This window comes from Klebsiella sp. BIGb0138 (genome assembly GCF_004342285.1).
Taxonomy (GTDB): domain Bacteria; phylum Pseudomonadota; class Gammaproteobacteria; order Enterobacterales; family Enterobacteriaceae; genus Klebsiella.
On sequence record NZ_SMCV01000002.1, the window covers coordinates 202,105 to 222,544 of the forward strand.

Annotated in this window: 16 protein-coding genes; 5 read left to right on the forward strand and 11 right to left on the reverse strand. The window is 56.3% G+C overall.

All coding sequences use genetic code 11. The annotated features are described in order from the left end of the window. Positions 1 to 368 precede the first annotated feature (368 nt). A complete protein-coding gene (gene mfd / locus EDF73_RS05415) occupies positions 369 to 3,815 on the forward strand; it encodes a transcription-repair coupling factor (protein ID WP_132726801.1) in 3,447 nt (1,148 codons plus the stop codon). 172 nt (positions 3,816 to 3,987) lie between these two features. Beyond that, on the forward strand, positions 3,988 to 4,950 hold the full coding sequence (locus EDF73_RS05420; protein ID WP_165905652.1) for a L,D-transpeptidase family protein: 963 nt from the start codon (positions 3,988 to 3,990) through the stop codon (positions 4,948 to 4,950). A 492-nt stretch (positions 4,951 to 5,442) separates the two neighbouring features. Here EDF73_RS05420 and bhsA read toward each other — a convergent pair whose 3' ends face one another. Further along, the gene (gene bhsA, locus EDF73_RS05425) at positions 5,443 to 5,700 is read right to left on the reverse strand and encodes a multiple stress resistance protein BhsA (protein WP_004860548.1); all 258 of its coding nucleotides are present in this window, start codon (positions 5,698 to 5,700) and stop codon (positions 5,443 to 5,445) included. Positions 5,701 to 5,953: 253 nt separating this feature from the next. Here bhsA and EDF73_RS05430 point away from each other — a divergent pair, with 253 nt between their 5' ends. Next, positions 5,954 to 6,589 (forward strand): TetR/AcrR family transcriptional regulator, encoded by a 636-nt coding sequence (locus EDF73_RS05430; protein ID WP_132726804.1) that lies wholly within the window; start codon positions 5,954 to 5,956, stop codon positions 6,587 to 6,589. Positions 6,590 to 6,848: 259 nt separating this feature from the next. Then, positions 6,849 to 9,035: a TonB-dependent siderophore receptor gene (locus tag EDF73_RS05435; protein ID WP_132726807.1), complete on the forward strand. Its 2,187-nt coding sequence runs from the start codon at positions 6,849 to 6,851 to the stop codon at positions 9,033 to 9,035. A gap of 56 nt (positions 9,036 to 9,091) precedes the next feature. On the opposite strand, the gene EDF73_RS05440 is transcribed toward EDF73_RS05435, so the two are convergent. The 8 genes from EDF73_RS05440 to hinT form a co-directional block, all read right to left on the reverse strand. Then, positions 9,092 to 9,631 (reverse strand): glycine zipper 2TM domain-containing protein, encoded by a 540-nt coding sequence (locus EDF73_RS05440; protein WP_132726809.1) that lies wholly within the window; start codon positions 9,629 to 9,631, stop codon positions 9,092 to 9,094. A 261-nt stretch (positions 9,632 to 9,892) separates the two neighbouring features. Continuing rightward, positions 9,893 to 11,197, reverse strand: a complete 1,305-nt coding sequence (locus tag EDF73_RS05445) for an NAD(P)/FAD-dependent oxidoreductase (protein WP_132726812.1) — start codon at positions 11,195 to 11,197, stop codon at positions 9,893 to 9,895. Positions 11,198 to 11,431: 234 nt separating this feature from the next. Then, positions 11,432 to 11,974: an alpha/beta hydrolase YcfP gene (ycfP, locus tag EDF73_RS05455; protein ID WP_132726818.1), complete on the reverse strand. Its 543-nt coding sequence runs from the start codon at positions 11,972 to 11,974 to the stop codon at positions 11,432 to 11,434. 35 nt (positions 11,975 to 12,009) lie between these two features. Beyond that, a complete protein-coding gene (gene nagZ, locus EDF73_RS05460) occupies positions 12,010 to 13,020 on the reverse strand; it encodes a beta-N-acetylhexosaminidase (RefSeq protein ID WP_165905653.1) in 1,011 nt (336 codons plus the stop codon). Between the two features lie 23 nt (positions 13,021 to 13,043). Then, positions 13,044 to 13,871 carry a thiamine kinase gene (gene thiK / locus EDF73_RS05465; RefSeq protein WP_132726824.1) on the reverse strand — a complete coding sequence of 276 codons (828 nt, stop codon included), beginning with the start codon at positions 13,869 to 13,871 and terminating at the stop codon, positions 13,044 to 13,046. Continuing rightward, complete coding sequence (gene lpoB / locus EDF73_RS05470) at positions 13,852 to 14,487, reverse strand: penicillin-binding protein activator LpoB (protein WP_165905672.1); 636 nt, start codon at positions 14,485 to 14,487, stop codon at positions 13,852 to 13,854. The genes thiK and lpoB overlap by 20 nt, the downstream gene beginning before the upstream one ends. A gap of 21 nt (positions 14,488 to 14,508) precedes the next feature. Next, positions 14,509 to 14,883, reverse strand: a complete 375-nt coding sequence (locus tag EDF73_RS05475; RefSeq protein WP_132726830.1) for a YcfL family protein — start codon at positions 14,881 to 14,883, stop codon at positions 14,509 to 14,511. Positions 14,884 to 14,886: 3 nt separating this feature from the next. Then, positions 14,887 to 15,243 (reverse strand): purine nucleoside phosphoramidase, encoded by a 357-nt coding sequence (hinT, locus tag EDF73_RS05480; protein WP_041144975.1) that lies wholly within the window; start codon positions 15,241 to 15,243, stop codon positions 14,887 to 14,889. A gap of 359 nt (positions 15,244 to 15,602) precedes the next feature. On the opposite strand from hinT, the gene fhuE reads away from it, so the two are divergent. Further along, positions 15,603 to 17,777 carry a ferric-rhodotorulic acid/ferric-coprogen receptor FhuE gene (gene fhuE, locus EDF73_RS05490; RefSeq protein ID WP_132728097.1) on the forward strand — a complete coding sequence of 725 codons (2,175 nt, stop codon included), beginning with the start codon at positions 15,603 to 15,605 and terminating at the stop codon, positions 17,775 to 17,777. Positions 17,778 to 17,909: 132 nt separating this feature from the next. Here the strand turns inward: fhuE and ptsG are convergent, their stop codons facing one another. Further along, complete coding sequence (ptsG, locus tag EDF73_RS05495; protein ID WP_132726836.1) at positions 17,910 to 19,343, reverse strand: PTS glucose transporter subunit IIBC; 1,434 nt, start codon at positions 19,341 to 19,343, stop codon at positions 17,910 to 17,912. Positions 19,344 to 19,647: 304 nt separating this feature from the next. Continuing rightward, the gene (locus EDF73_RS05500) at positions 19,648 to 20,433 is read right to left on the reverse strand and encodes a metal-dependent hydrolase (protein ID WP_132726839.1); all 786 of its coding nucleotides are present in this window, start codon (positions 20,431 to 20,433) and stop codon (positions 19,648 to 19,650) included. Positions 20,434 to 20,440: the final 7 nt, after the last annotated feature.

Below are 20,440 nucleotides of genomic sequence, written 5' to 3' on the forward strand. Positions count from 1 at the left end.
CTGAAACGGTAAGTTTTTGTCGCGAAGGGGTAAAAAAGTAAATATAAATCAATTAGATATTTAATTCACCGGCGCTTATCTATCAGAATCTTTCGCCGTGACGGCACATCCCGCCGTCATTGCGGTTGGCGAATTCTGGCCAATCGCGGATAATCATCGACATTGAATATCAGCGATTTGCCCCTATATCGTAGAGCGAATCACCCGGAGCCTATTTAGTAGGCGTACATTGTTGCAGCCAGTTTGGCGCGGGCAACGCTTCGATTCCGGCAGCGACACGCCGTACGAAGGACGTTTCAACACGCCCGGCGCAAATGGCAAATAAAATAGCCTAATGGGATAGGCTCTAAGGGATCCTGACAACCGCTATGCCTCAACAATATCGATACTCACTGCCGGTCAAACCCGGCGATCAGCGGCACCTCGGCGAATTAACCGGCGCGGCTTGCGCCACTTTAGTTGCAGAAATGGCCGAGCGTCACGGCGGACCGGTAATACTCGTCGCCCCTGACATGCAAAATGCCCTGCGCCTGAATGATGAAATCCGCCAGTTTACCGACAGCATGGTGATCGGCCTCGCGGACTGGGAAACGCTGCCGTACGACAGCTTCTCGCCGCATCAGGACATTATCTCTTCCCGCCTGGCGACCCTATATCAATTACCGACCATGCAGCGCGGCGTCCTGATCGTCCCGGTCAGCACCTTGATGCAGCGCGTCTGCCCGCATAATTTCCTCCACGGCCATGCGCTGGTGATGAAAAAAGGTCAGCGCCTGTCGCGCGACGGCCTGCGCACGCAGCTGGATAGCGCCGGCTATCGTCACGTGGATCAGGTAATGGAGCATGGTGAATATGCTACCCGCGGCGCCCTGCTCGATCTGTTCCCGATGGGCAGCGATCGGCCTTATCGCCTCGATTTCTTTGATGATGAAATCGACAGTCTGCGTCTGTTCGACGTCGACAGCCAGCGCACGCTGGAAGAGGTGGAAGCCATCAACCTGCTGCCCGCGCATGAGTTCCCGACCGATCAGACCGCGATCGAGCTGTTCCGTAGCCAATGGCGCGATCGCTTTGAGGTCAAACGCGACGCCGAACATATTTATCAACAGGTCAGTAAAGGCACGCTGCCGACCGGTATCGAATACTGGCAGCCGCTGTTTTTCAATGAACCGCTGCCGCCGCTGTTCAGCTACTTCCCGGCGAATGCCCTGATCGTTAATACCGGCGATCTGGAAGCCAGCGCTGAACGTTTCCAGAATGAAACCCGCGCCCGCTTTGAAAGCCGCGGCGTGGACCCAATGCGCCCGCTGCTGCCGCCGGAACAGCTGTGGTTGCGTATCGATGAGCTGTTCGGCGAGCTGAAAAAATGGCCGCGCGTGCAGTTAAAAACCGAGCGGCTGGCTGACAAAGCGGCCAATACTAACCTCGGCTATCAGAAGCTGCCGGATCTCTCGATTCAGGCCCAGAATAAAGCGCCGCTGGACAACCTGCGCCGTTTTCTCGAAGCCTTTACCGGCCCGGTCATCTTCTCGGTCGAGAGTGAAGGCCGCCGCGAAGCGCTGGGGGAGGTGCTGGGGCGGATTAAAATTGCGCCGAAACATATACTGCGGCTGGAAGAGGCAACTGCCGCCGGCCGCTATTTAATGATTGGCGCGGCTGAACACGGGTTTATCGATACTCAGCATAATCTGGCGCTGATTTGTGAAAGCGACCTGCTGGGCGAGCGCGTGGCGCGCCGTCGCCAGGATTCACGCCGGACGATTAACCCCGATACCTTAATTCGCAACCTGGCGGAGCTGCATATCGGCCAGCCGGTGGTGCACCTGGAACACGGCGTCGGCCGCTATGCCGGGATGACCACCCTCGAAGCTGGCGGCATCAAGGGCGAATACCTGATGCTGACCTACGCCAACGACGCCAAACTGTATGTCCCGGTCTCCTCGCTGCACCTGATTAGCCGCTATGCCGGCGGAGCGGAAGAGAGCGCGCCGTTGCATAAACTCGGCGGCGACGCCTGGGCGCGCGCGCGGCAGAAAGCGGCAGAGAAAGTCCGCGACGTGGCGGCGGAACTGCTCGATATTTACGCCCAGCGGGCGGCGAAAGCGGGCTTCGCCTTTAAGCACGATCGCGAACAATATCAGCTATTTTGTGACGGTTTCCCCTTCGAGGCCACCCCGGATCAGGCCCAGGCGATTAACGCCGTGCTCAGCGATATGTGCCAGCCGCTGGCGATGGATCGTCTGGTCTGCGGCGACGTTGGCTTCGGGAAAACCGAAGTGGCGATGCGCGCCGCCTTCCTGGCGGTAGAGAACCATAAACAGGTCGCGGTACTGGTGCCGACCACCCTGCTCGCTCAGCAGCACTTCGACAACTTCTGCGACCGCTTCGCCAACTGGCCGGTACGTATTGAAATGCTGTCGCGTTTTCGTAGCGCCAAAGAGCAGGCGCAGATCCTTGAGCAGGCGGCGGAAGGTAAAATCGATATTCTTATCGGGACCCACAAGCTGCTGCAAAGCGAAGTTAAGCTGCGCGATCTCGGCCTGCTGATCGTCGATGAGGAGCATCGCTTCGGCGTACGCCACAAAGAGCGGATCAAAGCGATGCGCGCCGATGTCGATATCCTGACGCTGACCGCCACGCCGATTCCGCGGACCCTGAATATGGCCATGAGCGGCATGCGCGACCTGTCTATTATCGCCACCCCCCCTGCCCGCCGCCTGGCGGTGAAAACCTTCGTCCGCGAGTACGACTCGCTGGTGGTTCGCGAAGCGATTCTGCGTGAAGTGCTGCGCGGCGGCCAGGTCTACTATCTCTATAATGACGTGGAAAACATCCAGAAAGCGGCGGACCGTCTCGCCGAACTGGTACCCGAAGCGCGGGTTGCCATCGGGCATGGGCAGATGCGCGAGCGCGAACTGGAACGGGTGATGAACGATTTCCACCACCAGCGCTTTAACGTACTGGTTTGTACCACCATTATTGAGACCGGGATCGATATCCCGACCGCCAATACCATTATCATCGAGCGCGCAGACCATTTCGGTCTTGCCCAGCTGCACCAGCTGCGCGGGCGCGTCGGGCGTTCACACCATCAGGCCTATGCCTGGCTGCTGACCCCGCACCCTAAGGCGATGACCACCGATGCGCAAAAGCGTCTGGAAGCGATCGCCTCGCTGGAAGATCTCGGCGCCGGATTCGCCCTGGCCACCCACGACCTCGAAATCCGCGGTGCCGGGGAGCTGTTGGGCGAGGACCAGAGCGGGCAGATGACCACCATCGGCTTCTCGCTGTATATGGAGCTGCTGGAGAATGCCGTTGATGCCCTGAAAGCCGGGCGCGAGCCTTCGCTGGAGGATCTCACCAGCCAGCAGACCGAAGTCGAACTGCGAATGCCGTCACTGCTGCCGGACGATTTTATCCCCGATGTGAATACCCGCCTCTCGTTCTATAAGCGGATTGCCAGCGCGAGGAATGAGCACGAGCTGGAGGAGATCAAAGTCGAGCTGATTGACCGCTTCGGCCCGCTGCCGGATGCGGCGAGAAACCTGCTGGATATCGCCCGTCTGCGTCAGCAGGCGCAGAAACTCGGGATTCGTAAGCTGGAAGGCAATGAAAAAGGTGGAGTGATTGAGTTCAACGAGAAGAACAACGTCAACCCGGTGTGGCTGATTGGCCTGCTGCAAAAACAACCGCAGCACTTCCGTCTGGATGGCCCAACGCGGCTGAAGTTTATGCAGGATCTCGGCGAGCGTAAAACGCGGATGGAGTGGGTGCGTCAGTTTATGCGTCAGTTAGAAGAGAACGCCGCCGCATAATCTCCGCGAAGGATACGGCGTTTTCTGCCGTATCCTTCTCTTTCCGCCAGCCCTCCTGCATCGACACATCTGGTAAACTTTACAAATATTTTGCAATTCACCAGGATTTCCCCACATCCTCGCCACGATAATTGATGTCTGTTTCCGCATAAAAAATAATCCCTTACTGATTATGATAATCTCTATATCGCGTATTTCACTCTGGCTGGCGACGATCGCCGTCGCCGCCTTACTGGCGCTCCCCGCGCGCGCCAACACCTGGCCTTTACCGCCCCCCGGTAGCCGGGTTGTCGGGCAAAACCAGTTTCATGTCGTGCAGAATAACGGCGGCTCGCTGGAAGCCATCGCCAAAAAGTACAACGTCGGCTTTCTGGCGTTGCTGCAGGCGAACCCTGGCGTCGACCCCTATGTTCCGCGTGCCGGGAGCGTGCTGACGATTCCGCTCCAGACTCTGCTGCCGGATGCGCCGCGCGAAGGTCTGGTTATTAATCTCGCCGAGCTACGGCTCTATTATTACCCACCGGGCAAAAACGAGGTCACCGTCTACCCTATCGGTATCGGCCAGCTGGGCGGCGACACCCTGACGCCGACGATGGTCACCACCGTCTCCGACAAGCGGGCTAACCCGACGTGGACGCCAACCGCCAATATTCGGGCACGTTATAAAGCAATGGGGATTGAGTTACCCGCCGTGGTGCCTGCCGGGCCGGATAACCCGATGGGCCATCACGCCATTCGTCTCGCGGCTTACGGCGGGGTCTACTTGCTGCACGGCACCAATGCCGACTTCGGCATCGGCATGCGCGTGAGCTCCGGCTGCATCCGCCTGCGCGACGACGACATCAAGACCCTGTTTAATAAAGTTACCCCAGGAACTAAGGTCAATATCATCAACACGCCGGTGAAGGTGTCCGTTGAGCCAGACGGGACGCGGCTGGTCGAGATCCATCAGCCGTTGTCCAAACGCCTGGACGACGATCCGCAGACCTTGCCGATTATCCTGAACAGCGCGATGGAAGCCTTTAAGCAGGCATCGGGGACGAATCAGGAAGTGATGAACCGCGCCATCGAGCTGCGCTCAGGGATGCCGGTTGACGTTACCCGCCACCATCGCGGCAGCGAATATGCGCTGTAAGCGCGTCATGATGGAAATAAAAAACCGCGCTTGAGGCTAATGCCGGTCGGATGGACAAAAGTTTTTGAACGACGTTGACGTCGCCCCCGAAGGGGTGAGCCCCAGGGTCGGGTGAAACCGGCCCCGGGCCGTTCACCTGCACCGCCGGAAACAGAAATATGCGGGACTCATGGTGAATGGAATATTCCACATCACGAACCACAAATACTATGCTTCGCCCAAACCACCGTTTACCGGCATCACGCAAGCCCACAACAAACCATAAAAATATGCTGGCCATTTTAAGTGGCCAGCATGACCCGTTAAGGCGTTTTTTATGGGTATAAAACGAACAGGTTAAACGATATGGCGACGCGTCGCGGAGCCCATAAAGGGGTGAGCTCCGCTTCGCGTCTGTGGCATAACAGGGGATAACGTACTGCTTACTTACCGCGCGCTGATAAAGGGGTCAGGGCGCGTTTTGTCAGTGGCATGACAGGGGGACAACGACACTTATTTGTAGATAACCGCGGTCCCGTGCAGGGTGTTAGGACCGGTTACGGAAGTAATACGGAAAGAGGTGGCGCCCATTTCTTCCGCTTTCTGCGCCAGCTGGTCTTCCAGCGAGCCCAGGTTAGTCCCGGCAGAGGCGGAAACGGTACCAATTTTATGTTGGCCAGCCGGAGTAGATTGCACTTCAACGGCAGCAAAACTGGCGAAAGAGAGAGAGCTCAGCACGGCGGCTAGCGTCAGCGTTTTGATGTTTTTCATGATTATTATACCTATGCAGATGATTTTTTTAGTAGGGTCGCAAGAATTAACTTAACGATCGATAGGTAAATAATAATGTGACCTGCATCACACGTCAACAGATTTTTATAACGACCGTTCATTTATTCATAAACAACTTAAAATTCATATATATATGAATTATTTATTTTTGCGGGTTCTGTGCTGGTAGCCGGCAGCGTTTATTTTTATAATGCCCTTTCAACAAACCAACAAAGATAGGTACAGCGGCATCATGACAACTGACGTTCAAAGTTGCACAAAAAAAAGCCGTGGCCGACCTAAAGTGTTCGACAAGGAAGCGGCGCTGGATAAGGCCATGGCACTTTTCTGGCAACACGGCTACGAGGCAACTTCTCTTGCCGATCTGGTGGAGGCGACCGGGGCAAAAGCTCCGACGCTGTACGCTGAGTTCGTCAATAAGGAAGGGCTATTTCGCGCGGTCCTGGATCGCTATATTTCGCGTTTTGCCGCTAAACACGAAGCGCTGCTGTTTGCCGAGGAAAAATCGGTCGACCAGGCCTTGCGGGACTATTTCACCGCCATCGCCACCTGTTTCACCAGCAAAGATACGCCGGCGGGGTGCTTTATGATCAACACCTCGGCGGCGCTGGCTGCCTCTTCTACCGATATCGCCAATACGATTAAGTCCAGACACGCGATGCAGGAACAGACGCTGACCCGGTTCCTGCAGCAGCGGCAGCTGCGCGGCGAGCTGCCGGCAAACGGCGATGTGCGGCAGCTGGCGCAGTTCTTAAGCTGCGTCCTGCAGGGCATGTCTATCAGCGCGCGCGAAGGCGCTGATTTCGCTAAGCTGATGCAAATCGCCGAGACCACGCTGCGGCTGTGGCCCCAAATCCTCCAGCACTAATCTGCTTTGCCACCCGGTGGTAACCGCCATCGGGTTTGTCCCTTTCCTACGCCGTTAACCCCACTTTCTCTAATGTTTTCACATCGTTAGCTACGAATTTTGTTGTAAATGATATTGATAACAATAATCACTGCGTGCAGAATTCGCATTTAATTTTTTCAGCTTATTTCAGGCTGTAACAATCGATGCCTTCCCGCATCGAGCACTAAAACAATATGACTTAAAACAACAATGCAGTTAACTCATAAAAGGAATGTGCATGAACAAGCGTCTCTGGGTGCTTAACCCACTGCTGCTCGCTACCGCCCTGCCCGTCTTTGGCGCACAGGCGGATGAAGAAAACCTCATCGTTAGCGCCAACCGTACCCACCGTACCGTCGCCGAGATGGCGCAAACGACCTGGGTTATCGAAGGCCAGGAAATTGAACAACAGGTTCAGGGCGGGAAAGAATTTAAAGATGTGCTGGCGCAGTTGATTCCAGGCATCGATGTCAGCAGCCAGGGGCGCACTAACTACGGAATGAACATGCGTGGACGGGCCATCGTGGTACTGATCGACGGCGTGCGCCTCAACTCCTCCCGTACCGATAGCCGCCAGCTCGACGCCATCGACCCGTTCAATATTGAGCATATCGAAGTCATTTCCGGCGCCACCTCGCTGTATGGCGGCGGCAGTACCGGCGGTCTGATTAATATCGTGACCAAAAAAGGCCAGCAGGAGCGCCAGGTCGATCTGGAGCTCGGCGCTAAAAGCGGATTTGCCAACAGCAACGATCATGATGAGCGCGTGGCGGCGGCGGTGAGCGGCGGTACCGACCACGCTTCCGGGCGTTTATCGGTGGCTTATCAGCGCTTCGGCGGCTGGTACGATGGCAATAACGATGCGCTGGTCCTTGATAATACCCAAACCGGCCTGCAGCACTCCGACCGTCTGGACGTCATGGGCACCGGCACCATCGATATTGACGAAAACCGCCAGTTGCAGCTGGTCACTCAGTATTATAAAAGCCAGGGTGACGATTACGGCCTGTACCTCGGCAAGAACATGTCGGCAGTCACCGGCGACGGTAAAGCCTACACCACCGACGGTCTGAATTCCGACCGGGTGCCCAGCACCGAACGCCACCTGATTAGCCTGCAATATTCCGATGCCGACTTCTATGGTCAGAATCTGGTCAGCCAGGTCTATTATCGCGACGAATCGCTGACCTTCTATCCTTTCCCGACGCTAAGTAAAGGCGCCGTCAGCAGCTTCTCAGCGTCACAGCAGGATACCGACCAGTACGGCGCGAAAATCACCCTCAATAGCCAACCGCTGAACGGGTGGGACCTGACCTGGGGGCTCGACGCCGATCACGAAACCTTTAACGCTAACCAGATGTTCTTCGACCTCAACACATCGATGGCATCCGGCGGCCTGCACAACGATTCGATCTACACTACCGGCCGCTATCCGGGCTACAGCATCACCAACCTCGCGCCGTTCCTGCAAACCAGCTATGACCTCAACGATATCTTCACCCTCAGCGGCGGCGTGCGCTATCAGTGGACGGAGAACCGGGTGGATGATTTTGTCGGCTACGCGCAGCAGCAGGATGTCGCTAACGGAAAAGTGAACTCTGCCGATGCCATCCCGGGCGGCAAAACGGACTATGACAACTTCCTGTTTAACGCCGGGATTGTCGCCCATCTCACCGATCGTCAGCAGACCTGGTTTAACTTCTCGCAGGGCGTCGAGCTGCCGGATCCGGGGAAATACTACGGGATTGGTCAATACGGGGCGGCGGTCAACGGCAACTACCCTCTGCTGTCGAGCGTCAACGTCGGCGATTCGCCGCTGCAGGGGATCAAAGTTAACTCCTACGAACTGGGCTGGCGTTACACCGGTGATAACCTGCGTACGCAGCTGGCGGCCTATTACTCCACCTCGGATAAGACCATCGTCGTCAACCGCAGCGATATGACCATTGACGTCCAGTCTGACAAGCGGCGGATTTACGGCGTCGAAGGCGCGGTCGATTACTTCTTCGCGGATAGCGACTGGAGTACCGGGGCTAACTTCAACGTGCTGAAATCACAGGTGAAGAGTGACGGAAGCTGGCAGAAATGGGACGTCACCCTCGCCTCGCCATCGAAAGCCACCGCCTGGGTCGGCTGGGCGCCGGAGCCGTGGTCGCTGCGCGTGCAGACTCAGCAGGTCTTCGATATTAGCGATGCGGGCGGCAATAAGCTCGACGGTTACAACACCGTGGACTTTATCGGCAGCTATGCGTTGCCGGTAGGTAAGCTGACCTTTAGCATCGAAAACCTGCTGAATGAAGACTACGTCACCATCTGGGGCCAGCGCGCGCCGCTGCTGTACAGCCCGACCTACGGCAGTCCGTCTTTGTATGAATACAAAGGACGCGGGCGCACCTTTGGTCTGAACTATGCCGTGAGCTTCTGATAAAAAAAGCCCCTCAGCCTGAGCGCCTGAGGGGCTAATCGCATTCCACGTCTTTTTTACGCTTTGTTATTCAGAATGAGCTGGCCGTTGCTATCCAGCGGAATTTGCGTCCCGGGATCGTGCTCCATGCGGATTTTTCCCTGCTGATCGCCGATTTTATAGGTGACGTCATAACCCAGCATTTTATCCGACTTATCGTACACCGTTTTGCAGCGCTGCTGCGTGGTGGTGTAGGTATCGCCTTCCTGCATCGATCCCTGGATCTGGTTACCGGCGTAACCGCCGCCCAGCGCGCCAACAACGGTGGCCACGCTGCGGCCGCGACCGCCGCCGAACTGGTGACCGATGACCCCACCGGCTACGGCGCCGAGTACGGAACCGGCAATACGGTTTTCATCCTGCACCGGACGACGATGGGTTACCGTGACGTTACGGCATTCCTGACGCGGGGTCTTCACGCTTTCTTTTATCGGCGTGCTGGAGACCACCTGGGCATATTGCGGGCCCCGATCTAACACATTCAGACCAGCGACAGCTGCAACACCCAGCGCGGCAGCCACGCCAATCCCTATACCCGCCAACATTGATTTATTCACGGGGTATCCTCCCTTGTTGCTGATAGAGACAATTTTGCAGCCCACCCGGGAACCTTGCAAATCAGAAAGCGGATGAAAAATGCGAGGAAATGTAGCAAACGGACGGGATTCAGAGGAATCTGAGAGGATACAGCGGAAATAACAGAATGATGTTCTGAAGAAACGCCGGCGTCGCCGCGCTCGGCCGGGCCAGCATTTTACGGATCGTCCGCGAGCCCGGATTCGCCTGACGGCGCAATCCGGGAACGGAACCAACGGCTATCAGTGCAGTTTCAGACGCGGACGAATAATGCGGTTGATACGCCCCACCAGCATCATCAGACCGGTTTTACAATAACCATGCAGCGCAATCTGATGCATACGGTACAGAGAGATGTATACGAAGCGCGCAATACGCCCTTCAACCATCATTGAACCGCGCATCAGGTTGCCCATCAGGCTACCGACGGTCGAGTAGTTGGAGAGTGAAACCAGCGAGCCGTGATCTTTATAAGCATAGGATTTCAGCGGCTTACCTTTCATCTGCGCCAGGATATTATGCAGGGCGCAGGTCGCCATCTGGTGCGCCGCCTGAGCGCGCGGCGGAACAAATCCGCCTTCCGGACGCGCGCAGGAGGCGCAGTCGCCGATGGCGTAAATATCCGCATCGCGGGTCGTTTGCAGCGTCGGCTCCACCACCAGCTGATTGATACGGTTGGTTTCCAGACCGCCAATCTCTTTCATAAAGTCCGGCGCTTTAATCCCGGCGGCCCAGACCATCAGGTCAGCGTTAATAAACTCGCCGTCTTTGGTGTGCAGGCCGTTAGCATCCGCGCTGGTCACCATGGTTTTCGTCAGCACGCGAACGCCAATCTTCGTCAGCTCGCTATGCGCGGCGCTGGAAATACGCGGCGGCAGCGCCGGCAGAATGCGTTCGCCGGCTTCCACCAGGGTGACGTTCAGCGCTTCGTTGGTCAGCCCTTTGTAACCATAGCTGTGCAGCTGTTTCACCGCATTGTGCAACTCAGCGGACAGCTCAACGCCGGTCGCTCCGCCGCCGACGATAGCAATATTCACTTTCCCGTTAGCGCCGAGGTTGGCGGAGTATTTCAGGAACAGGTTGAGCATTTCCTGGTGGAAACGACGAGCCTGGTGCAGGTTATCAAGGAAAATACAGTTTTCTTTGACGCCCGGGGTGTTGAAGTCATTAGAGGTACTGCCCAGCGCCATAACCAGGGTGTCATACGGCAGCTTACGTTCGGCAACCAGCAGCTCGCCTTTCTCGTCATGCAGCTCGGACAGGGTAATGGTTTTGGCTTCACGGTTGATATCCGCCACAGAGCCAAGCTGGAACTGGAAACCGTGGTTACGGGCATGTGCCAGATAGCTCAGCGCGTCTACACCTTCATCGAGTGAACCGGTCGCCACTTCGTGCAGCAACGGCTTCCACAGGTGGCTATGATTGCGATCCACCAGCGTGATTTTCGCTTTTTTGTTACGGCCCAGCTTTCTACCCAACTGAGTAGCCAGTTCCAGCCCGCCGGCACCACCACCAACGATTACGATTCTTTTCAATGGCGTAGTCACGTGACCCCCTAAAAGTATTAACCAATTGTTAATTAAAAGTTATATAAATAGCTCTTATTTAACAACAAGTTATCGCAGTGAAACCATTCAGCGAATTGAGAATACCATGAACGGGTCATTGGTCATACCAAAATTGATATGCATCAAGTTTTACCGCATATTTTTTGCACGGGCAATCACGGAATGGATAAAAAAAGCCCGTTGTCAGGAGAGACAACAGGCCGGGGGAGGCTATCAGCCAAGCGTCTTAAACGCTTTTATGCGCTGCAGGTGCGGGGAGATGTTTTTGAATTTATGGCTCTGCTCGCTATCCCAGATGATTTCATAATAATGATGCAGCAGATCAGCCGAACGCTGGCTGTTAAGCGCTTCATCCTGGCGGGAGAGGATCACCAGACAACGATCGCGATTCTTTTCACGGAAGTTATTCACGCACTTGGTAGCGATATCGGCATACTCTTCCGGGCGGTCGATCTTGCCTTCCATGTTTTCCGCAGGAAACAGGTTCGGGTTGAAAATGGCCTGGCGAATATCGCAAAGGAAACCAATCCGTTCCGCCCAGTAGCCGCCCAGGCCGACGCCGCAAATCAGCGGCCGATCGTCGGTGTTGAGCTGCAGCATTTTATCGACCTCTTTTAGCAGGTGCTGCATATCATGTTTTGGGTGCCGCGTACTGTAGCTTATCAACCGCACATCGGGATCGATAAACTGCAGCTGCATCACCTTCTCATGGTTACCAGGGCTGTTCGAGTCAAAACCGTGTAAATAAATAATCATCGCATCCTCACCAGACAACAACGCCCTTCAGGTCATTATGCCGACTTCGCCTCTTGCCAACGCGCATGGAGCTGCTCCAGCTGTGTGCTGACCCTCTTCCAACGGGCGGAGTCGCGCAATTCCTGACGGGTAAATGAACCTTTATGATACAATTTCGTAACACGCTCTGCTTTGATCGGCGACAGGTTATCCAGCACGCTGACCGCCCCCTTACGATTATTGCAGACCAGGATCATATCGCAACCCGCATCCAGAGATGCCTGCCCGCGTTCCGCGTAGCTGCCCATGATCGCCGCCCCTTCCATCGACAGGTCGTCAGAGAAAATCACGCCGTCAAAACCCAGCTCACCGCGCAGCACCGTCTTCAGCCAGTGCGCCGAGCCGCTGGCCGGACGCGGATCCACCTCGCTGTAGATAACGTGGGCAGGCATAATCGCATCAAGACGGTTTTCCGCCACCAGCGTGCGGAAGACCGCCATATCCCTGGCGCGGATATCGGCTTCAGGGCGCGGGTCGCGCGGCGTCTCTTTATGCGAATCGGCGCTCACCGCGCCGTGCCCCGGAAAGTGCTTACCGGTGGTTTTCATTCCCGCTTCATGCATGCCGTCAATAAAGTGGCGGGCGATAGTCAGCGCTTTTGTCGGGTCCTCATGATAAGCCCGCTCGCCAATGGCGGCGCTAATGTGGCCGACATCCAGCACCGGAGCGAAACTGATATCGATGTCCATCGCGATCATTTCACTGGCCATCAGCCAGCCGGCCTGGGCAGCCAGCGCGCCGCCTTCTTCCATCCCCAGCAGCGCCGCAAAAGATTGTGCGGCCGGCAGATGGGTAAATCCTTCGCGGAAACGCTGCACGCGCCCGCCCTCCTGATCGACCGCCACCACCAGATGATTGCGCGAGGCCTCGCGGATCTGGCGAACCAGCTCACGCAGCTGCGCCGGATCGTGATAGTTACGGGTAAATAAAATCAGCCCGCCCACCAACGGATGCGCCAGAATCTCACGCTCTTCCGCATCCAGTTCAAAACCTTCGACATCCAACATTACCGGACCCACACTGACCTCTCTTATCCTTTTCGTTCTTTGTCTAACTGACACCATGTTTCATCTGCCAGCGTGATAAACTGCCGGTCGCCGGTCTGTTGCCAACGACGCTCGTACCAGCCGGCCATCAGCACCCCTACCCACGGACGCCAGCGCTGAATTTGCTGCCACAGCAGTTGCGCATCGAGGTGCGCCAGCCGCGCATATTCTGCCGCCAGCTGGCGCTGTTCTGCCCCTTCGACCCACACTGCCGCCAGCTCCAGCGCGATATCGCCATCACCAGCGTATTCCCAGTCAATCAGCCGCAGCCCGCCCTTCGTATGGACGATATTGCCGGCATGCACATCCATATGTAGCGGCGCCAGGCGTAAGGGGCGGGGCTCGCCGCGCCGTAACAACCGTTTATGCCAGCGTAGCCACAATGGCGTACGGCGCGCGCTATCGCACTGTAGCCAGTACTGCTCAAGCAGCGGAGCCAACGCGATGCGCCAGCCCAGGCGCGGCTGTCGGTGCAGATGATACAATAAGCCTGCCAGCTGCGGGCCGCGCGGAAGGGTGCTTTTCATCTCGCCATCGCAATATTCCGCCACCATCCAGCGGGGGGAATAGAAGTGTGGCGCAGGGACAATCGTCGCCGGCAGGCGAGACAACGTACGGTACTGCCGGAGGAATGCGCTGGCGGACGCCTGAGGATCGTGCGGCTGGCGTAGCACCAGCCGCCGGACACCGTCGCTGATAATACAGCTGCCGCCGCTCAGGCCACCGTGGCCCCGATCGACGACAGGCGAATAGCCGGGGAAAAAGCGCGACAAAACCTCATCGCGCGTTAGCTTATTGTTGCTGAACTGCACCTTTACCTGACCAGATAATCTCGCCAGTTTGTACCAGCATCAGTTGCATTTTCAGCTCAGGCGTATTGACGTTGCCGGTTGCGTTAGAGTACAGCACGTACTGGGCGCCCACGGTGCGGGCAATCCCCATCGCTTTGCTGCGGCTGCCGAGGCTGTCCTGCGGCGACAAACCCAGCTGCTGCTTCGCCACGCTCAGCTGCTGCGCTGACACCAGCGTAAATTTGCCATTTCCGCTCAACGCATTACGCAGCGCCGTGGTTGCTTCACCCGCATTTAGCGTGCCGTTAGTGCGGTTATTCACGCTATCGACCAGCAGAATGCTCCCGGCGTTCACCCCGCCCGCCTGCAGCATTTGCCCAACCATCGGCTGTACCGCCGCATTCCAGTCATAATGACGCACGCGCGGTACCGGCTGCGCAGGCTGCTGCTCGTGCTCAATCGGCCCCGGCTGCGCGGGCACGGTCGGTACCGCCGGCACGGTCGGAACCGTTGGCTGCGGCTGCGCGGGCTGTTGAGGTTTCGGCTGCGCCTCCTCGACGGGGGCAGGCTCCTGGCGTTGCCCCACGCACCCGGCAAGGAATATCGCCAGTGCCGCGATTAACGCATAGCGACCCATTTTCATCATCACAATTACCCCTTACAGATAAAGATACAGGCGGGCCTTATGCGCCCCCAGAAGATTTGCGCTGCCGTACACGGTGACGGAAGAGTGCGCGGGCACCGTAATGCTGCGGGCCGGCTCCAGCGGATGCATTTCCAGACCTCTCACGTCATACCAGAAGAAGCGGTAATGCACGGTGATCGGCTCCTGTCGTTCATTAAACAGTCTGGAAGTAGCGGTGGCCTGAATCTCGGAAGCGGCCACCGACGGCGCATCGGCGCTGATTCCCGCCGCCAGCACGTTGGATTCCATCACCAGAGTCTGCTGTTCGCCGACGGGGATTTCCGCGCGAGAACCGCAACCGGCCAGGAGCGCTATCGCCAGAAGCGTGCCGAAATGAGCTGCGCGCATCGATTAGCCTTTATGTGCCAGCATGGGACCTAGCGGGCGGCCGCCCAGCAGGTGCATGTGGATATGGTAGACTTCCTGGCCGCCGTGGCGGTTACAGTTGACGATCAGGCGATAGCCATCGTCGGCAAGGCCTTCATCACGAGCGATTTTCGCCGCCACGGTCATCATCCGGCCCAGCGCCAGTTCATGTTCGGTGGTCACATCGTTGACGGTAGGAATCAGGATATTAGGGATAATCAGAATGTGGGTTGGCGCCTGCGGGGAAATGTCGCGAAAAGCGGTCACCAGCTCATCCTGATAAACAATATCCGACGGGATCTCCCGGCGAATGATTTTGCTGAAAATCGTTTCTTCTGCCATGACTGATTCCTTATTAATTTTTATACCGTGCTCTGGCCTACCTCTGCAGATAAACGCGGATGCACAGGATTCGTTTAAGAGTATGAGCGAGTTACTCCCCCTCTTTCAACCTGAATGCGCTTTTTCTTATGCCGCAGTGGCGTTAGCTGCTGACGGATTAATCATATCGTTGCCTGCTCCTTTCGCCAGGAGGGTAAAATCCCGTTTCTGCCCTCTTCTTACTTCTGTTTACACAATAAATACAAATGCGTATATTTCTCATTTGTATTCATAATGAATGCGGTGCGCTTACAGACAAGGTACGACCGCGGCCATAGAGCCACGGCACATAACAATGACTTTTTGATTAAGGGCTTATGATGTCTCTCATTCTCCATTCCCGGGATCGGCGTATCGCGCCATCCCTGCTGGCCGTTGGTATTGCGCTGGCGCTCTCTTCCACTCCCGGTTACGCCGCCGAGGATACCATCATTGTAGAAGGTACAACGGAAACGGGTTCTGACGCGCAGCAGCAGGATTACAGCGTCAAAACCACCACCGCCGGGACCCGGATGCCGATGATCCAGCGCGATATTCCGCAGTCGGTCAGTATTATCAGCGAACAACGCATGCAGGATCAGCAATTGCAAACGCTCGGCGACGTAATGGATAACACGCTCGGGATCAGTAAAAGCCAGGCGGACTCCGATCGCAGCAGCTATTTCTCCCGCGGTTTCGAGATAGACAACTATATGGTCGATGGTATTCCGACTTATTTTGAATCCCGCTGGAACCTGGGCGACGCCCTCTCTGATACCGCCCTCTTTGAGCGTGTTGAAGTCGTGCGCGGCGCAAACGGCCTGATGACCGGTACCGGTAACCCTTCGGCCTCCGTCAACATGATTCGCAAACATGCCACCAGCCGGGAGTTCACCGGTAACGTATCAGCGGAGTACGGTAGCTGGAACAAACAGCGCTACGTCGCGGATATGCAAAGTCCGCTGACTGAAGATGGCAACGTACGTGCGCGGATTGTCGCCGGCTACCAGAACAATGACTCCTGGCTTGATCGCTACAACAGCGAGAAAACGTTCTTCTCCGGCATCCTGGATGCCGATCTGGGTGAAACCACCAGCCTTTCCGCAGGCTATGAATATCAACGCATTGATGTTAACAGTCCGACCTGGGGTGGGCTGCCGCGCTGGAATACCGATGGCAGCAAAACTCACTATGACCGCGCCCACAGCACGGCGCCGGATTGGGCCTATAACGATAAAGAATTCAATAAAATCTTTGTGACCCTGAAGCAACGCTTTGCGGATACCTGGCAGGCGACCCTGAATGCGACCCACTCCGAGGTCAAGTTCGACAGCAAAACAATGTACGTGGATGCGTATGTCAATAAAGAGACCGGCATGCTGGTCGGTCCATACAGCAGCTATGGCCCAGGCTATGACTACGTTGCCGGGACCGGCTGGAACAGCGGGAAACGTAAAGTCGATGCCGTGGATCTGTTCGCCGATGGCGGCTACGATCTGTTTGGCCGACAGCATAATCTGATGCTGGGCGGCAGCTACAGCAAGCAAAATAACCGCTACTTCAGCGCATGGGCCAACGTCTTCCCGGATGAAATCGGCAGCTTCTACGCCTACAACGCTGGCGGCTTCCCGGAAACCCATTGGGATGCGCAGAGCCTGGCGCAGGACGATACCACGCGCATGAAATCCTTATATGCCGCAACGCGTATTTCACTGGCCGACCCGCTGTACCTGATTCTTGGCGCTCGCTATACCAACTGGAGTATCGGCACGCTGTCCTACACTTCCGAGAAGAATCACACCACGCCTTATGCCGGACTGGTTTACGACATCAATGATAACTGGTCGGCATACGCGAGCTATACCTCAATCTTCCAGCCGCAGAACGTCCGCGACGGCTCGGGCAAATACCTGACGCCTATCACCGGGAATAACTATGAGGTTGGCCTGAAATCAGACTGGATGGACAGCCGTCTGACGACCACGCTAGCCGTGTTTCGCATCGAACAGGATAACCTGGGTCAGTCTACCGGGACGCCGATTGCCGGCAGCAGCGGCGATATCGCCTATAAAACCGTCAATGGTACGGTGAGTAAAGGCGTCGAGTTCGAAATTAACGGCGCGCTTAGCGATAACTGGCAGATGACGTTTGGCGCAACCCGCTACGTTGCCGAAGACAACGAAGGTAAGGCGGTAAACCCGAACCTGCCGCGTACCAGCGTCAAACTGTTCACCCGCTACCGCCTGCCGGCGATGCCCGAGCTGACCGTTGGCGGCGGCGTCAACTGGCAGAACCGCGTCTATAAAGAGACCGACACGCCGTACGGTACCTTCCGTGCTGAACAGGGCAGCTACGCGCTGGTGGATCTCTTCACCCGTTACCAGGTCAGCAAAAACTTTGCCTTACAGGCCAATCTTAATAACCTGTTCGACAAAACCTACGATACCAACATCGACGGCTCTATTGTTTACGGCGAACCGCGTAACATCAGCATCACCGCCAGCTATCAGTTCTGACAGATCGTCTGCGCGTAAAGGGGTTGCCTTTACGCGCGCCTATTTAGCGGACCAAACCGGCTAACGAAACGCAGCCCTTCCGGACGTAAAAAAGGCAGCCATTCGGCTGCCTTAGTCTCCCCACATCACAACTTAGTTGCTGCGGATGTATTCATCCATTTCAGTTTTCAGGTTATCGGACTTAGTCCCGAAGATAGCCTGAACGCCTGAACCTGCAACGACCACGCCTGCGGCGCCCAGTTTTTTCAGGCCAGCCTGATCAACTTTCGCCACGTCAGCGACGCTCACGCGCAGACGAGTGATGCACGCATCGAGGTTAGTGATGTTGTCTTTACCGCCGAACGCCGCGATCAGTGCCGGAGCCATTTCGCTGGTCGCGCCTGCTTTGCTGTCTTCAGTCGTATCTTCGCGACCCGGAGTTTTCAGGTCCAGCGCTTTAATCAGCACGCGGAAGACGACGTAGTAGACGATCGCATAGCAGATACCGACAATCGGGAACAGCCACAGTTTGCTGCTGTTGCCAGACAGAACGATAAAGTCGATCAGACCGTGAGAGAACGATGTCCCGTCACGCATACCCAGCAGGATACAGATCGGGAATGCCAGACCGGCCAGAATGGCGTGGATAACGTACAGAATCGGCGCAACGAACATGAAGGAGAACTCGATCGGCTCGGTGATACCGGTCAGGAACGAGGTCAGCGCTGCGGAGATCATGATACCGCCCACTTTCGCGCGGTTTTCTGGCTTAGCAGAGTGCCAGATGGCGATAGCAGCGGCCGGCAGACCGTACATTTTGAACAGGAAGCCGCCGGACAGTTTACCCGCAGTCGGGTCGCCTGCCATGTAACGTGGGATATCGCCGTGGAAGACCTGACCCGCCGCATTGGTGTATTCACCAATCTGCATCTGGAAAGGTACGTTCCAGATGTGGTGCAGACCAAACGGTACCAGGCAACGTTCAATGAAGCCGTAGATACCGAATGCCACAACCGGGTTCTGGTAAGCCGCCCACTGGGAGAAGGTCTGGATAGCAGAGCCGATCGGCGGCCAGATGAAGGAGAGGATCACACCGGTGAAAATAGCGGCCAGACCGGAGATAATCGGCACAAAACGCTTGCCCGCAAAGAAGCCCAGATACTCAGGCAGCTTGATGCGATAGAAGCGGTTAAACATATACGCGGCGATAGCACCAGAGATAATACCGCCAAGTACGCCGGTATCCGCCAGATGTTTCGCCGCAATTTCTTCAGCAGGTAAATGCAGAACCAGAGGCGCAACGACCGCCATGGTTTTCACCATGATGCCGTAAGCAACGACCGCAGCCAGTGCGGATACACCGTCGTTATTGGTGAAGCCAAGCGCGACACCGATAGCGAAAATCAACGGCATGTTAGCAAAGACTGAACCGCCCGCTTCTGCCATCACGTGGGAAACTACGGCTGGCAGCCAGCTGAAGTTTGCGGAACCGACGCCCAGCAAGATACCTGCGATAGGCAGTACGGATACCGGCAGCATCAGCGATTTACCGACCTTCTGCAGGTTAGCAAATGCATTCTTAAACATAATTGAGAGTGCTCCTGAGTATTTGGTGCTTTTTTACGTTTTCACGCATTGGCACGGGGGGAGAACCGTGCCGTGGACAGGACATCTAAGCGCCCTTTATTTATTACACAGAGTAAAATAATTGGCGGAATGATTGTTTGACGGCTATCACGTTTCAATCAGTCGGCGTTGAAAAATTTACACCAACTTACATAAGTTGTATCTGGATGTTGCCAAAAACCATTCACCGCCCCTTTTGTGGCGGTGAACTTTACTCGCTTTGGCTATTAATTACGAGCCTTAAAATAATAGGCAGATCGGCAGGTTACAGCCGGGAGGGGTCAATATGGAACAGGCTGGCGAAATTAGCGGTGGTCTGTTGCGCCAGCTGCTCCAGCGAAACGCCCTTCAGTACCGCCATGTACTCGGCAACATCGCGCACCATCGCCGGTTGGTTCTCTTTGCCGCGGTGCGGGACCGGGGCCAGATACGGCGAGTCGGTTTCCACCAGCAGGCGATCGAGTGGAACATAGCGCGCGGCATCGCGCAGCTGTTCGGCGTTACGGAACGTGACAATGCCGGAAAACGAGATATAGAACCCCATATCCAGCAATTTACCTGCTGTCTCCCGATCCTCAGTGAAACAGTGTAGTACGCCGCCGCAATCCGTCACTTTTTCTTCGCGCAAAATGGCCAGCGTGTCGGCGCGCGCGTCGCGGGTGTGTACGATGACCGGCTTATTTAATTCTCGGCCAATGCGGATATGATCGCGGAAGGAGGTCTGCTGGCGTGGTTTAGTCTCCGGGGTGTAAAAATAATCCAGCCCGGTTTCGCCCATTGCCACTACCCCTTCCTCCGCCGCCAGCTTGCGCAACTCGTCGACATCGTACGCTTCATCCTGATTAAGCGGGTGGACGCCACAGGAGAACACGACGTTGTCGCGCTGGCCGACCAGTTCGCGCATGCCGCGGTATCCCGGCAGCGTCGTGGCCACGGCAAGGAAAAACTTCACGTCACGGGCGGCGGCTTTCGCCAGCACATCGTCCACGTTTTTATGTAGCGTTTGATAATCCAGGCCATCAAGATGGCAGTGGGAGTCGACTAAAAACATAATGTCT

Bases quoted from the DNA above. Each gene is read 5' to 3' on its own strand.
- mfd (WP_132726801.1), top strand. From the start codon at position 369: ATGCCTCAACAATATCGATACTCACTGCCGGTCAAACCCGGCGATCAG.
- EDF73_RS05420 (WP_165905652.1), top strand. From the start codon at position 3,988: ATGATAATCTCTATATCGCGTATTTCACTCTGGCTGGCGACGATCGCC.
- bhsA (WP_004860548.1), bottom strand. From the start codon at position 5,700: ATGAAAAACATCAAAACGCTGACGCTAGCCGCCGTGCTGAGCTCTCTC.
- EDF73_RS05430 (WP_132726804.1), top strand. From the start codon at position 5,954: ATGACAACTGACGTTCAAAGTTGCACAAAAAAAAGCCGTGGCCGACCT.
- EDF73_RS05435 (WP_132726807.1), top strand. From the start codon at position 6,849: ATGAACAAGCGTCTCTGGGTGCTTAACCCACTGCTGCTCGCTACCGCC.
- ycfP (WP_132726818.1), bottom strand. From the start codon at position 11,974: ATGATTATTTATTTACACGGTTTTGACTCGAACAGCCCTGGTAACCAT.
- nagZ (WP_165905653.1), bottom strand. From the start codon at position 13,020: ATGTTGGATGTCGAAGGTTTTGAACTGGATGCGGAAGAGCGTGAGATT.
- lpoB (WP_165905672.1), bottom strand. From the start codon at position 14,487: ATGGGTCGCTATGCGTTAATCGCGGCACTGGCGATATTCCTTGCCGGG.
- EDF73_RS05475 (WP_132726830.1), bottom strand. From the start codon at position 14,883: ATGCGCGCAGCTCATTTCGGCACGCTTCTGGCGATAGCGCTCCTGGCC.
- hinT (WP_041144975.1), bottom strand. From the start codon at position 15,243: ATGGCAGAAGAAACGATTTTCAGCAAAATCATTCGCCGGGAGATCCCG.
- fhuE (WP_132728097.1), top strand. From the start codon at position 15,603: ATGTCTCTCATTCTCCATTCCCGGGATCGGCGTATCGCGCCATCCCTG.
- ptsG (WP_132726836.1), bottom strand. From the start codon at position 19,343: ATGTTTAAGAATGCATTTGCTAACCTGCAGAAGGTCGGTAAATCGCTG.
- EDF73_RS05500 (WP_132726839.1), bottom strand. From the start codon at position 20,433: ATGTTTTTAGTCGACTCCCACTGCCATCTTGATGGCCTGGATTATCAA.